Source organism: Olsenella sp. An285 (assembly GCF_002159625.1).
GTDB lineage: Bacteria > Actinomycetota > Coriobacteriia > Coriobacteriales > Atopobiaceae > Thermophilibacter > Thermophilibacter avicola.
Map to the genome: position 1 here is coordinate 153,309 of NZ_NFIZ01000001.1, position 12,359 is coordinate 165,667.

Sequence of the window (12,359 nt, forward strand, 5' to 3'; positions counted from 1 at the left end):
GCTCGGCATGGGCGCTCGGCTAGCTGACACATAGACGCCCGTCTCCGCGGGCGGGGAGGAGGGCCCCATGGCCATCGACGTTCACATGATCGAGCTTTCCGACGGCGCCGAGATGCCCGCGATCGGTCAGGGCACCTGGTACCTGGGCGAAGGGCGCTCCCCCCGCGACGAGGAAGCAGAGGCGCTCCGCGCGGGCGTGGAGGCGGGCGTCATGCTCGTTGACACCGCGGAGATGTACGGAGACGGCGAGGCCGAGCGCCTCGTGGGCGAGGCGCTGCTGGGCACGGCCGGGCTCGCCGCCCCCGTGCCGCGCGAGGACCTCACGATAGTCTCCAAGGTCTACCCGTGGAACGCCGGCCGCGACCGCATCTTCGACGCCTGTGACGCCTCGCTCGAGCGCCTTGGCACCGAATACCTGGACCTCTACCTCCTGCACTGGCGCGGCAACGTGCCCCTGCGGGAGACCGTGGCCTGCATGGAGGAGCTCGTCGCGCAGGGCAAGATCTTGCGCTGGGGCGTCTCCAACTTCGACGTCGACGACATGGAGGAGCTCTGGGAGGTGCCCGTGGGAGACCACTGCGTCGTGAACCAGGTGCTCTACCACCTGGGCTCGCGCGGCATCGAGTACGACCTCCTTCCGTGGATGGAGGAGCGCGACGTCGCTTGCATGGCGTACTGCCCGCTCGCGCAGGCCGGCACGCTCCGCCGTGGGCTCTTCACCAGTCCCGCGGTCGAGGAGGTCGCCAGGCGCCACGGGGCCACGCCCGCCCAGGTGCTCCTCGCGTTCTGCGTGCGCGACGGCAACGTCATCGCCATTCCCAGGACGTCGAGCGCCGAGCACGCGGTCGAGAACGCCAGGGCGGCGGAGCTCGAGCTCGACGACCGCGACCTCACGCTGCTTGACAGGGCCTTCCCCGCGCCCACGAGGAAGATGCCGCTCGACATGCAGTAGGTGACAGAGGGACAGTCCCTTCTGTCGCGCCTACAGGTCGGTTACGCGCACGGTGGTTCCGTGCTCGCGCAGAAGCGCAATAAGGTCCGCCGTGGCGATAAGGACGGTGGCGGTGTTGTCGCACGGGTGGACGGTCACGTGCCCGGCGTCCATGAGCTCCTGGTCGAGCACTACCTCAACACGGTGATCGGCGTCGTTGAGCGCCCCGAGGGGCGTGACGGAGCCGGGCGCGAGGCCGAGCATGTCGTGCAGGTCCTGGGCGCTCGCAAACGAGAGGCGGCGCGACCCCAGCCGCTCCTGGATCTCTCGCAGCGAGACGTCCTTCTCGTCCGGCAGGCAGGCGAGGTAGTACGCGCGGTGCTTGTCGTCCCGCAGGAAGAGGTTCTTTGCACCAAGCTCCCGATGGGGTATGCCCGCGGCGTGCGCCTGCTCCACGGTGAAGACGGCCTCGTGCTCGTAGAGCTCGTAGGCGATTCCGGCCTGGTCAAGCAGCGTGATTGTCTCTAGTTTCCCGTACATGGCGTCCAAAATGATTCAAAAGGGGTCTGTCCCCTTTTGAATCAGTGCTCGAGCTTGCGGATGACGGTGATGGCGGGGTCCACCTTGGCGGCAAAGGCGTCGAAGTCGTCGTAGGTGCCGACGATGCTTCCGTAGTGGGTGGGGACCACGGCCTGCGGGCGCAGCGCGTTCACGAAGGCGGCGGCCTGGCGCGCGTCGCAGGTGTAGGTGCCGCCGATGGGCACGAGGGCTACGTCGCAGCTCACGGTCTCGTTGTCGGGGTTCTGGTCCGTGTCGCCGGAGACGTAGTAGCGCGTGGGGTCGCCGTCGAGCGAGAGCACGTAACCGAGCCAGCCGTTGGCCTGCGGGTGCATGCCCAGGCGCTCGGGCTCAACGTTGTAGGCGGGCACGGCCTCCAGGGCGAGCCCGGGGAGCTCGATCTTCTCGCCCGCGGACACGAGGCGCGTCTCCGCCGCCGCGAGCCCCGCGACGTCCGTCGCCATGCTCGCCGGTGCCACGAGCACGGTCTTCTCGCCGGCAACGCGCGCGTAGTCCTCTGGCGAGAGATGGTCGTAGTGGGCGTGGGTGATCAGCACGTAGTCCGCGTCGTGCGCCGCCTCGCCGTCGGTGAGGGAGAAGGGGTCGAGGTAGACGACAGTGCCTCGCGGCCCCTCGATGCGAATGGCGCTCTGGGTGTACACGCGGACGTTCTCCAGGCTCGTGCTCATGGCTGCTCCTCACGACGTGACTGATGGAGCCATTGTAGAGCGCAAGGGGGACGATTCGTCGGCTTGTGGCGAACGGTCGCGGGCGAGGCGAGGAGTGCGGGCGAGGAGTGCGGGCATCTTTGGGCGTTGTCGCACCGAGTGCGACTTCGTACACGGCGGATGCACGCAAGTGCCCCCAACAGATGCGCGACGGCCCGCACTCCTGCGAGTGCGAGCCGTAAGTGCGAGCCGATTCCCGGGGGGATGGCAAGAAGTGCGGGCGACCCCGCGTCCTTCTCGCCCTGGCTACTTTCTGCCGAAGAGGCCGCCTAGGCTGTCGGCGATGCCGCCGAGCGGGCTGTTCTCGAGCGCGTCGCCAAGCCCCTCGGCGAGGTTGCCGAGGTCAAGCCCACCCAGGTCGAGGCCGCCCTCGGCGATGTGGCTCTTGATGCTGTCGACGATCTCGGAGGGGTCGACGTCGCCGAGGTCGTGGCCGGTGAGCTCCTCGATGGTGCCCTTGGGGTCGGAGACGAGGCCCTGGAGCTTCTCGGGGGCGTCGGCAAGGGCCGCGGAGACCTGGGCGATGATGTCCTGAACGTCCACGTGCTTCCTTTCGGGTCGTGCGCGTTGCGCGCGTTTGCACGTCTAGGGTACCCTCTCACGCGTCGTCCAAGGTAGCTGAAGGCCCTACGCGGAGCGTTGGTTGAGGGCGATGAGGGAGTCGCGCACGGCGTCGAGGATCTCCGCGCAGCGCAGCGTTGCCGCGAGGGGCATGACGTCGGACTCCGTGCGTCCCGCGAGGATGAGTCCCGTGAAGTGCTCGATCTCGTCGTAGAAGTCGTCCACGGGGTAGGGGAGGTCAATGTCGCGCGGTCCCTCTCCGCCGGCGAGAAGAACGGCCCACTGGGGGCGGTGCATGTCCTCGACCACGATCTCGCCGGCGGTGCCCACGAGCCGCGCGGTCCGGGGTCCGGCGACGTCGGCCGCGGTGGCGAGTCGCGCGGTCTTCTCGCCCAGCGCGAGCTCGGCGTCGACGAAGCAGTCGATCCCGTGGTCCCAGCGCGCGCTCGCGGCGGTGACCTCGAACGGGCCCGCGAGGAAGTCATCGATCCAGGAGGCGCAGTAGATGCCCGAGTCCAGAAGGATGCCCCCGGCGACGGGGTCCGACATGTAGTCCCCGCCCCGGGCGATGCGGTCCCCCATGTCGTTCTCCAGCAGTGCCTCCACGCGCAGCAGCTCGCCGACGGCGCCGTCCGCCACGAGCTCTCGCACGCGGCGATAGAGCGGGGTAAAGCGCGTCTTCATGGCCTCCATGAAGAGGGTGCCGGTCTCGCGGGCAACGGAGATAACCTCGCGCACCTCGGCCGCGCTCGCGCACGCGGGCTTCTCGCAGAGAACCGCCTTGCCCGCGCGCAGCGCCGCTTCCGCCCACGCTCGGTGCATGCCGTGGGGGAGCGCGAGGTAGATGGCGTCAATGTCCTTACGGGCGAGAAGGGCTGCGTGAGCGGCGCCGGCAACGTCGCCGAGGGCCTCGTCGGAGAGGGCGCCGGCGCCTGGCACGCTGTGCTCATCCGCAAACGCACGTGCTCGCTCCGCGGAGCGGCAGCTGATTGCCACGAGCTCCGAGCGCTGCTCGTGCGCGAGGCTGCGCGCGAAGCGGTGCGCGATCCTGCCGGCGCCGACGATTCCCCAGCGGACCTTCCTGTCTGTCATCATCATTCCCTCCTCGGTGGTTGCACGAAAGGGGACGTGCCTGAAACGTGCAGAATCTTGCACGTTTCAGGCACGTCCCCTTTCGTGCAACAGGAGCGCGCGCTCGACGGAAAGGGCGAGCGGATAGGGGAGCAGCTTCGTGGCCGCGTAGAGCGCCCGCATGTCCGGCGAGGGGATGCAGAGCGCCCTGCCCTTCCGCGCCGCCTCGAGGCCCCGCTCGGCGACGCGCGCCACGTCCTCGAATCCCGTGAGACGGGACATCTTGGCGGCGACGTCGTCCGCGCCCGCGTGGTCCAGGAACCCCGTGCGCATGAACTTGGGGCAGAGCACGGTCACGTGGATGCCGACCTCCCCGAGCTCCGCGTCGAGCGCACGGGAGAAGTCCAGCACAAAGCGCTTTGCCGCCGAGTAGGTGGCGAGCCCCGGCTGCGGCATGAAGGCGGCCACGCTGGCCACGTTGAGGACGCGCGACCCTGCCGCCATGTACGGCAGCGCGCGGTACGTGAGCTCAACCGGTGCGAGCATGAGCAGGCGCACCATGTCCGCATTGTCTCGCCCCGGCATGTCCGCGAAGTCGCCGAACGTCCCGAAGCCCGCGTTGTTCACGAGCAGCGCCACGTGCGCGTCGGGCGTCTGGGCAAGCGCGTCCCCCAGGACGTCGAACGAGGCGGGGTCCGTGAGGTCGAGCGCGAAGGGGCGCACGAGTCGACTGGTCTTCTCGGCACGGCGGGAGACGGTCCAGACCTGGTCGAGCCTCCCGAAGGCGCCTCCCTCGAGCTGGCGGACGATCTCGCGCCCGAGTCCGGATGACGCCCCGGTGACGATGGCGATGTTGGTCATGGCTGGCGCCTCCCGTGCGCGAAGCCCCGTGATGTGCGCGGGGACGACGGTCATTCTGTTCGAAATTCCACCAGTGGATAATATTCACGATTCTTATCAAGCGGGGAAATCTCACTTGCTACTATAACCCGGTTTCATGGACTCAGTTCGAACGTTGCCCACGAAGTAGGCTGGGCCTCACAATCACTGGAAAGGAACGTCGTGAAGAACTCCGAGATCTATCGCCGAACGCTGAAATTCTCAGTCATGCGCCTCGTGCGCACCGTGCTGTGCGTCGTCATGCTCGCCGCTTTGCCGCTGATCGCATTCGTTGCCACGGGTCTTGCCGGCCTGGACGAGACCGCGCAGCTCGCCGCCACGGGCGTCGCGTTCATCGTTGCCCTCATCGTGTTCTACCTCGTGGCGCACTTCGGCGGATACCTGCTTACCGCCGGTCAGGTGGCCATGATCACCGAGGGCGTGGCCACGGGCGAGTTTCCCGAGGACACCTATGCCGCGGGCAAGCAGGCCGTGAGGAGCCGCTTTGCCACGGCGAGCGTGTACTACGGCCTGTGGAGCGTCACCAGGGCCATCACCAACGAGATCTCCTCGGGCATGAACGCCATCGCGCGCGGGATTGACGGTGACAACCAGGGTGGCGCGGCCTCCGTCGTTGCCGGCATCATCTCCGGCATCGTGAGCGTGGTGCTCGAGTACCTCAACTACTGCAGCCTGGGCTGGGTCTTCCTCCACAAGGAGCAGTCCGCGTTCAAGAGCACCTGCGACGGCGCCGTCGTCTACTTCCAGAACTGGAAGACGCTCATGAAGAACTCCGCAAAGGTCATCGCCATCACCATCGTCTCGCTCGCCCTCATAGGAGGCGCGTTCTTCGCCGTGGCCTACCTCGCGCTGGGCTCCATTGAGCCGCTGACCGCCGTCCTCGCGGACATCGATGCCGCGGCCACGCTCGAGGACGGAACCGCCGTGCCCGCCGGCACCTCGCTGATCGCGCTCTGCGCCGTCATCGCCCTCGTTCTGTGGAGCGGCGTCCACGGCGCCTTCGTGAAGCCGTACCTCCTCGTCTCCGTCATGCGCCGCTACATCGAGGCCGGCCGTGCGGACACGCCGCAGGTTGACGTCTACGAGAAGCTCTCCGGCATGTCCAAGGGCTTCAAGAAGGCGATGGACAAGGCCGGAGAGGGCGCGCCCTCGGTCGCGTAGCGGCCAGCGGTCCGTGCAAAAGTGCCTGGCACTCCTGCGCGCAATCTAGCGACAAAACGGGAGGGCGAGACCTCGGTCTCGCCCTCCTGCCGTTCCGGGCGCGTCACATGTCGGGCACGCTAGTAGCCGATCACCGTCTTGTCAGAGTTGAACAGGCGCTTCATGAAGGAGAACTCGCTCCGGGCAAACCTGTTGAGGCGCTCCACCTCTGGTCTTTGCGGCGCGTCGAGCATCACGAGGCAGACGGGTATCGCAGGCGCCCCCTCCGGATCGATCTCGTGCATCATGGCAAAGGGCACGATGCTTAGTGCCTTGAGGTTGACGCCCATGATGTAGCCGTTGCGGTTCTCGAGGAAGTCGACAACCTCCTCGTTGGTGTCGATGCTCTCGAGGGGGGAGGCGAGCCCGTGCTTCAGGCAGCTGTTGAGGATCGTCTCGTTGAAGCCGTCAATCTCCTCCGACCAGAGCACGGGGTAGGGCTCGAGGTCGGCAAAGGTCAGGGGGCGCTTGCCGCGCAGCGGGTGGCGCCTGCCCATGAACACCCCGGGCATGACCATCCCGATTTGCACGCAGGTGCAGTCCGGGGCGTCAAGCTCGCCAATCGTGAACAGGGCGTCGAGGGTTCCGGCGCGAAGGCTCGTCAGCGCGCTCTTCCCAACTGAGACGGAGAGATGGGTCTCCACCCCAAGCGAGTGCGTGATGAGGCGCGCGATGATGCCGCAGATGAACTCGTGCTTCGAGAACGGCGGGGTGACGAGCGCGAGCCTGAGGTCCTTTCTGGGAGACGCGCTCTGCCACGACATCACCGTCTGCTCGACGGAATCGAAGCTCTCGACGGTCTTGAGCGCCGGCTCGAGGAGCATGCTCCCGAGCTGGGTGAGGCGCATCCTCCGTCCCGCACGAACAAAGAGGCGGCCGCCGACCTCCTCCTCGAGTTCGTGAATCGACTTCGAGACTGCCTGAACGGTGACGCCCTCCTCCTTTGCGGCTGCGGAGAAGTTTCCAGCGCTGGCCGCACGGCAGAAAAACACGAGCTGTCTGATGTTCATGTTGCTACTCCGGTGGAAGTCCTTTGCTCGTCCCTAGTCTAGACAGGGCCGTTGCGCGCCGGTCAGCGAGAAGGACGCGCGTCTTCAAATATCAACCCCAGCTTGATTATCAAGAGCCGTAGGGGGTCGCTGACTGAAAGATTCCTTGAGTCAGGTAACGTTATAAGCTGTATGACTGTCTTCCAAACACCTCTCCAAGGAGCTCAGATGACCCCAGAGCCTCAGCCCGAAACCCCAAAGCCCGCCACGTCGGCAAAGGCGCCCGCGCACGCAAAGGAACAGCCGAAGATGCCCCTTGCATATCGCGTGTACGGTCTTGCCTGCATCGTCCTCGGCATCTTCACGCTCTTTGCCGTCGCGATGTTCGCGGCTCTGATGACCTGGGCGCTTCAGACGGACCCGTCGATGATCATCGTGGGGACCGATCCCACGCTGCCCGTGGTCCTTCTCGTCATCTCGTGCGTGATCACCTTCGTCGACGCCGTCGCGCTCATCGTCTTTGGGCGCATGCTGCGTCGCGGCAGCAAGCGCAACGCGGCGCGCGTCTCGCACGTGCTCATTGCGACGTCGGTGATCCAGATCCTTCTCAAGATCATGCTCCAGGGCATCGACGTCACGCTCATTCCCGATGCCATCCAGCTTGCGCTCCTGGTGGCGGTCTCGGTCACCGTCGACCCGTCACTCAGGAAGGAGCGCGAGCTCAAGCGTCGCGTTCAGGACATGGTCGAGCGCGAGGCCGCGGAGGAGGGCATGCTCGGGCGCGACCTCGAGGGCAAGGGCTACATCGAGCTCAACTTCTTCAACCTGTTCTGGGTCTTTGTCATCTGCTGCTTCCTGGGGCTCATCATCGAGACCGTCTATCACTTCGTCGTGGTGGTCCCGGGGGAGATTCAGGATCGCGCGGGCCTGCTCTTTGGCCCGTTCTCGCCCATCTACGGATTTGGCGCCGTGCTCATGACGGTGGCGCTCAACCGCTTCTACAAGGCCAACCCCGTGATCATCTTCCTCGTCTCCGCGGTGATCGGGGGCCTCTTCGAGGCCGCAACGGCCTGGTTCATGGAGATGGGCTTCGGCGCCGTGGCCTGGGACTACTCCGGCTCCACGATCTTTGGCCTCTTTCCGGACCCCATCGCCGTCATCTTTGGCGGCCGCACGAGCGCGCTCTTCATGTGCATGTGGGGCGTCCTCGGATTCGTGTGGATCAAGCTCTGCCTGCCCTGGATGCTCAAGCTCATCAACCTCATCCCGTGGAAGGTCCGCTACTCCTTCACCACGCTCTGCGCCGCCCTCATGCTGGTGAACGGCGTCATGACGCTCGAGGCCCTCGACTGCTGGTTCGAGCGTCTCTCCGGCATCCCGCAGACCACGCCCGTCGAGCAGTTCTACGCGGACCACTACGATAACGACTACATGGCGCACCGCTTCGAGAGCATGACCATCACGCCGGACGACTCCGCGCGCGTGGACGGCGCCGGCCGCGCCGCCCTCGAGACCGACGAGCAGATCCTCGAGGAGGCTGCTGATGCCACGTTCGAGAGTGACGCGGCATGACGGAGGCGACCGAGCAGAGGCGTCCGCACTGGGGACGCCGCGTTCTTCTCGCCCTGCTGGCGGTGGTGCTGGTAGCGGGCGTGGCGCTTGCCGTGGCCGTGTGGCACCGCCTTGAGCAGCGCCGTCTGGGCGAGGGCGTGGTCCAGCAGCCGAGCCAGTTCGAGGCGCTCGAGGGCTCCTCCGGGCGCACGGGGTCGTTTACCGCGCGCATAGACTTCACGAGCATGGCCACGGGCTCTGAGACCATCTCGACCGAGGTTCTCTGGGACGACGACTGGTTCTTCCGCGACCCCACGGAGTACAACCACGACCTCGCGACCACGTGCTCCGTGCTCTCGGCCGTGGCCAACTCCGAGTCCGCGTACTACCAGGCGGGGTCGGACTCGCCGGCGTACATGGAGGCCGCGCTCGCCGCGCTGGGCTTCGAGGAGATCTCCACCGCGTCCTACCAGTACCGAAGCGAGATCTTCGACGAGGTGGTGGACTTCATCACCGGCACGGACGACGTGGTGGCGTACTCCGTTGCAACCAAGCGCGTGACGGGCGAGGACGGTGCCGAGAAGACCCTCTTTCTGGTGTCCATCCGCGGAAGCTACGGGTCCGAGTGGCTGAGCGACCTCAACATGGGCGGCGCCGCGTACGACATGGACGAGATCACGCACGAGGGCTTCGCCCGCGCCGCGCGCGAGATCGTGGACGACCTCACCGAGCGCATCACCGAGGAGGCCGGGCTCGACGGCACGGACGACATCTGCCTGCTCTTCACCGGCCATTCGCGCGGTGCTGCCGCAGCCAACATAGCCGCCGCGTATGCCGACGAGATGTCGCAGGGCATGCGGGTCCTGGCACCGCTTTCGAGCATATACTGCTACACCTTTGCCACGCCCGAGGTCACGACCTTTGACACGGCCCATGACGCGCTCTACGACAACATCTTCAACGTCATGAACCCGAGCGACATGGTCCCGCGCCTGCCGCTCGCGTCCTGGGGCTACGCGCGCTACGGGAACGACCTCTGGCTCCCCGGCTATGGAGACGACGGCTTTGACGAGAGGTACGAGCTCATGTGCGCTGTCTTCGAGCGCAACACCGAGGTCGAGTGTCCCTACGTCCCCGAGGACCGCGAGCGCGTGGACAAGCTCGTCGAGGACCTCTCGCGCGAGATTCCCACGTCCGACGACCTTGCCAGCGTGGGCGGGGTGTTCTCCCTCGCGCGCGACCTCCTGGCGGACGTGAACCCCATGCAGGTGCTCTACGGCCACTACCCGAGCGTCTACATCGCCTGGATGCAGTCGCTCGACACGCTGCCCGTCGCGTAGAATGTGACTGAGGGACGGGCCCCATGCCCGCCCCCGGCAGCGAGAGGGGGCCTGAGATGGCTGAAGTGCGCAAGGAGCTCGCCCGCGTGCTGCGTGAGGGTGAGGAGACGGTCGAGCGCCGCCTGGAGGACTTCCTCGCGGACCCAGACGACGTGGAGACCGTGCATCGCCTGCGCATCTCCATCCGGACGCTGCGGAGCCTGCTCGCCTTTGTCTCGCCCCTCCTCAAGCGCAGACGCCACCGGATCCTCCAGGACGACCTTCGATCGGTCGTGATAGAGACCTCGCGCCTGCGCGAGTACGACGTGCTGCTTCGTCAGGTCCGTGCGCTCGACGTGCCGTACGGGGAGCTTGCCGAGAAGATCGCGGGGCTCCGGGAGCTCGAGCGCAACCACGTGGTCGACGTCATGCGCGGCCGGCACACGCGCCGGGCGCTGCGTCGCGTGCGCAAGGCCCTCGCGCGGCTTCCCTGGAGGGACTCGGTGCGAGAGGCCGGAGTCTCGCGCGCGGACGTTCGTGAGATCTTCCGGGACCTCGTGTGCGTCGTGGACGAGGGATACGCGGTCGTGGACCGCTCTGACGCCGACGCCGTGCACACCCTGAGGAAGCGCGCCAAGCGCGTGCGCTACGTGAGCGAAAGCTTCGCGGGGCTTCTCAGCGAGGGCGCCGCGGCGGAGGGACGTCGCATGAAGGGCGTCCAGGACCTTCTGGGAGACATCTGCGACGCGCGCGTGAACGTGGCGATGGCGGGGGAGTTTCCCGCGGAGGGGCTCTCAGATGAGGCACGGCGCGCCCTCGAGACCCTCATCGCGCGCAACCAGGCGCTGCTGGACGAGTTTCTCGCCGGCTGACGTGAAGGGCGGAGCCTCGCTCGCGCTTCGGCTAGTAGCCCATGGCCTCGAGCGTCTCGTCGTCGTTTCCGAAGTAGTGCCCCACCTCGTGGATGACCGTCCTTCGGACCTCCTCGGCTATTGCCGCCTCGGCGTCCGGCCCGTCCCCGAAGCAGCGCTCATGCGGGCCCCTGAAGATGGTGATGACGTCCGGGAGCTCTCCCGTCCCGTAGTAGCTGTCGCGCTCCGTCATGGGCGTGCCGTCGTAGAGGCCGAGGAGCTCGTCGCCCTCGCGGACCGAGTTGTCCTCGTCCGCGCCGGCGAGCTGCTCCTCGCTCGGCTCGTCCTCGACGGCAAAGACGACGTTCTCCAGCTCGTCGAAGAAGCGGTCGGGGATGGAGTCGATCGCATCCTCCACCATGGCCTCGAACCTGTCGTTCGTCACGGGCGCCTCCCCCCTCGTGGTCCTTCTCGCCACTCTACGCCGACTTTCAGCGCGGGTCGAGGGGTGTGTTCGCGGCGTGTCGTTTTCCCCGGCCACCAAATTGCGAGTTTAAAAGTAGCAATTTGGGCAGAAGAGGGGTAGGCCGGCCCCGCGCCACACGGCAGGCGGGGCGGCGCGAACAAGGAGATGTCATGGAACGGTACGACTCTAACTTCGATCACGTGGGCGACTTCGTCGAGAGGTGGAACGCGAGCGTTCGCCGCACGCGCCTCTGGACCATCGTCCTGGGCGTCCTTCTGGTGGTCGCGGGCATCTGCAGCGCCGCGGACCCCTACAGCATCTACGCCACGATTCAGATCTTCGTCTCGGTGGCGCTCATCGTGGGCGGCGCGGCGCAGGCCCTCTCCTATGCGGCCACGCCCGAGCTCTTCCGCAGCCCCTCCACGCTCATCATGGGCGTCCTGAACCCGCTGCTAGGCCTCATGCTGCTCGTGCTGCCCACGTACCTCACTGCCTCCACGATGGTGTTCCTGCTGTCGTTCCTCTTCATCATCGCCGGCGCGGAGCGCATCACCTTCGCGCGCAGGATGCGCTACTTCCAGATGGGCGGCTCGGGCGTCTCCACCGCCACGGGCGTCATCAACATCATCGTGGGCGTGGCGTTCCTGCTGATGCCGCTCTTCTCGTCCCTGGTGCTTGGCTACCTCATGGCTGGCTACCTCATCGTGGGCGGCGTCTGCATCCTGGTGGAGGGCATCTCGATGAAGCCCATCAGACGCTAGCGAGACGTGGCAGAGCGACGCCCCCGAGGCTCCGTAGGGAAGCTCGGGGGCGCTGCGGTTTCGGGGGCCAGGGCACGGATTCCCAGCCGGGCGTCGCGAAAAGCTTGGCCAGGGCACGGATTCCCAGCCGGGCGTCACGTGATTCGCGGCCGGGGCACGCGGTGCTGCAGCGAGCGGGTCGTCCACCTCGCCCGGGGCGAGATGGATGCGGTGGCATCCGTGCCCCGGCCCCGCTTTTCGCGACGCCCGGCCGGGAATCCGTGCCCTGGTCGGAATAATCGCAACGTTCGGCGTCCCCGCCCTCGCGCCCATCGTTGAGGTGCGGGGAAACGACGATCTCTACGACAAAACCGTCGCCCTGCCGCACCCCTTTCGTTGAGGTGCGGAGAAGCGACGGCCTGCCGAGAAGAACCGTCCACCTCCCGCACCTCAATCCCCCTCGGTCGGAGCCCGGCGCCGAGAACGAGGCCGCC

The 12,359-nt window shown here is 66.8% G+C and carries 13 protein-coding genes; 6 read left to right on the forward strand and 7 right to left on the reverse strand.

All coding sequences use genetic code 11. From position 1 onward, the window contains the following. Positions 1–67: 67 nt before the first annotated feature. Positions 68–952 (forward strand): aldo/keto reductase, encoded by an 885-nt coding sequence (locus B5F79_RS00750; protein WP_087216995.1) that lies wholly within the window; start codon positions 68–70, stop codon positions 950–952. A 30-nt stretch (positions 953–982) separates the two neighbouring features. On the opposite strand, the gene B5F79_RS00755 is transcribed toward B5F79_RS00750, so the two are convergent. The 5 genes from B5F79_RS00755 to B5F79_RS00775 form a co-directional block, all read right to left on the reverse strand. Beyond that, entirely contained in the window at positions 983–1,471 is a 489-nt protein-coding gene (locus tag B5F79_RS00755; protein WP_087216996.1) for a prolyl-tRNA synthetase associated domain-containing protein, read from the reverse strand. A gap of 41 nt (positions 1,472–1,512) precedes the next feature. Beyond that, entirely contained in the window at positions 1,513–2,178 is a 666-nt protein-coding gene (locus B5F79_RS00760; RefSeq protein ID WP_087216997.1) for an MBL fold metallo-hydrolase, read from the reverse strand. A 285-nt stretch (positions 2,179–2,463) separates the two neighbouring features. After that, a complete protein-coding gene (locus tag B5F79_RS00765) occupies positions 2,464–2,760 on the reverse strand; it encodes a hypothetical protein (RefSeq protein ID WP_087216998.1) in 297 nt (98 codons plus the stop codon). An 84-nt stretch (positions 2,761–2,844) separates the two neighbouring features. Next, positions 2,845–3,870 carry a Gfo/Idh/MocA family protein gene (locus B5F79_RS00770; RefSeq protein ID WP_158094798.1) on the reverse strand — a complete coding sequence of 342 codons (1,026 nt, stop codon included), beginning with the start codon at positions 3,868–3,870 and terminating at the stop codon, positions 2,845–2,847. A gap of 66 nt (positions 3,871–3,936) precedes the next feature. Next, entirely contained in the window at positions 3,937–4,710 is a 774-nt protein-coding gene (locus B5F79_RS00775; RefSeq protein ID WP_087217000.1) for an SDR family NAD(P)-dependent oxidoreductase, read from the reverse strand. Positions 4,711–4,911: 201 nt separating this feature from the next. Here B5F79_RS00775 and B5F79_RS00780 point away from each other — a divergent pair, with 201 nt between their 5' ends. After that, positions 4,912–5,910 carry a hypothetical protein gene (locus B5F79_RS00780; protein WP_087217001.1) on the forward strand — a complete coding sequence of 333 codons (999 nt, stop codon included), beginning with the start codon at positions 4,912–4,914 and terminating at the stop codon, positions 5,908–5,910. Between the two features lie 119 nt (positions 5,911–6,029). Here B5F79_RS00780 and B5F79_RS00785 read toward each other — a convergent pair whose 3' ends face one another. Then, the gene (locus B5F79_RS00785; protein ID WP_087217002.1) at positions 6,030–6,959 is read right to left on the reverse strand and encodes a LysR family transcriptional regulator; all 930 of its coding nucleotides are present in this window, start codon (positions 6,957–6,959) and stop codon (positions 6,030–6,032) included. Between the two features lie 288 nt (positions 6,960–7,247). Between B5F79_RS00785 and B5F79_RS00790 the strand changes: the two genes are divergently transcribed. The 3 genes from B5F79_RS00790 to B5F79_RS00800 are packed head-to-tail and all read left to right on the forward strand — an operon-like array spanning position 7,248 to position 10,680. Further along, on the forward strand, positions 7,248–8,510 hold the full coding sequence (locus B5F79_RS00790) for a putative ABC transporter permease (RefSeq protein WP_241147210.1): 1,263 nt from the start codon (positions 7,248–7,250) through the stop codon (positions 8,508–8,510). Further along, on the forward strand, positions 8,507–9,829 hold the full coding sequence (locus B5F79_RS00795; RefSeq protein WP_087217004.1) for a lipase family protein: 1,323 nt from the start codon (positions 8,507–8,509) through the stop codon (positions 9,827–9,829). Before B5F79_RS00790 ends, B5F79_RS00795 begins: the two co-directional genes overlap by 4 nt. Before the next feature lie 56 nt (positions 9,830–9,885). Next, on the forward strand, positions 9,886–10,680 hold the full coding sequence (locus B5F79_RS00800) for a CHAD domain-containing protein (RefSeq protein WP_158094799.1): 795 nt from the start codon (positions 9,886–9,888) through the stop codon (positions 10,678–10,680). A gap of 31 nt (positions 10,681–10,711) precedes the next feature. Here the strand turns inward: B5F79_RS00800 and B5F79_RS00805 are convergent, their stop codons facing one another. Further along, a complete protein-coding gene (locus B5F79_RS00805; protein WP_206390937.1) occupies positions 10,712–11,104 on the reverse strand; it encodes a metallopeptidase family protein in 393 nt (130 codons plus the stop codon). A gap of 191 nt (positions 11,105–11,295) precedes the next feature. Between B5F79_RS00805 and B5F79_RS00810 the strand changes: the two genes are divergently transcribed. Continuing rightward, positions 11,296–11,886, forward strand: coding sequence for an HdeD family acid-resistance protein (locus tag B5F79_RS00810; RefSeq protein ID WP_087217006.1), 591 nt, complete (start codon positions 11,296–11,298; stop codon positions 11,884–11,886). Positions 11,887–12,359 lie beyond the last annotated feature (473 nt).

Bases quoted from the DNA above. Each gene is read 5' to 3' on its own strand.
- B5F79_RS00750 (WP_087216995.1), top strand. From the start codon at position 68: ATGGCCATCGACGTTCACATGATCGAGCTTTCCGACGGCGCCGAGATG.
- B5F79_RS00755 (WP_087216996.1), bottom strand. From the start codon at position 1,471: ATGTACGGGAAACTAGAGACAATCACGCTGCTTGACCAGGCCGGAATC.
- B5F79_RS00760 (WP_087216997.1), bottom strand. From the start codon at position 2,178: ATGAGCACGAGCCTGGAGAACGTCCGCGTGTACACCCAGAGCGCCATT.
- B5F79_RS00770 (WP_158094798.1), bottom strand. From the start codon at position 3,870: ATGACAGACAGGAAGGTCCGCTGGGGAATCGTCGGCGCCGGCAGGATC.
- B5F79_RS00775 (WP_087217000.1), bottom strand. From the start codon at position 4,710: ATGACCAACATCGCCATCGTCACCGGGGCGTCATCCGGACTCGGGCGC.
- B5F79_RS00785 (WP_087217002.1), bottom strand. From the start codon at position 6,959: ATGAACATCAGACAGCTCGTGTTTTTCTGCCGTGCGGCCAGCGCTGGA.
- B5F79_RS00790 (WP_241147210.1), top strand. From the start codon at position 7,248: ATGCCCCTTGCATATCGCGTGTACGGTCTTGCCTGCATCGTCCTCGGC.
- B5F79_RS00795 (WP_087217004.1), top strand. From the start codon at position 8,507: ATGACGGAGGCGACCGAGCAGAGGCGTCCGCACTGGGGACGCCGCGTT.
- B5F79_RS00800 (WP_158094799.1), top strand. From the start codon at position 9,886: ATGGCTGAAGTGCGCAAGGAGCTCGCCCGCGTGCTGCGTGAGGGTGAG.
- B5F79_RS00810 (WP_087217006.1), top strand. From the start codon at position 11,296: ATGGAACGGTACGACTCTAACTTCGATCACGTGGGCGACTTCGTCGAG.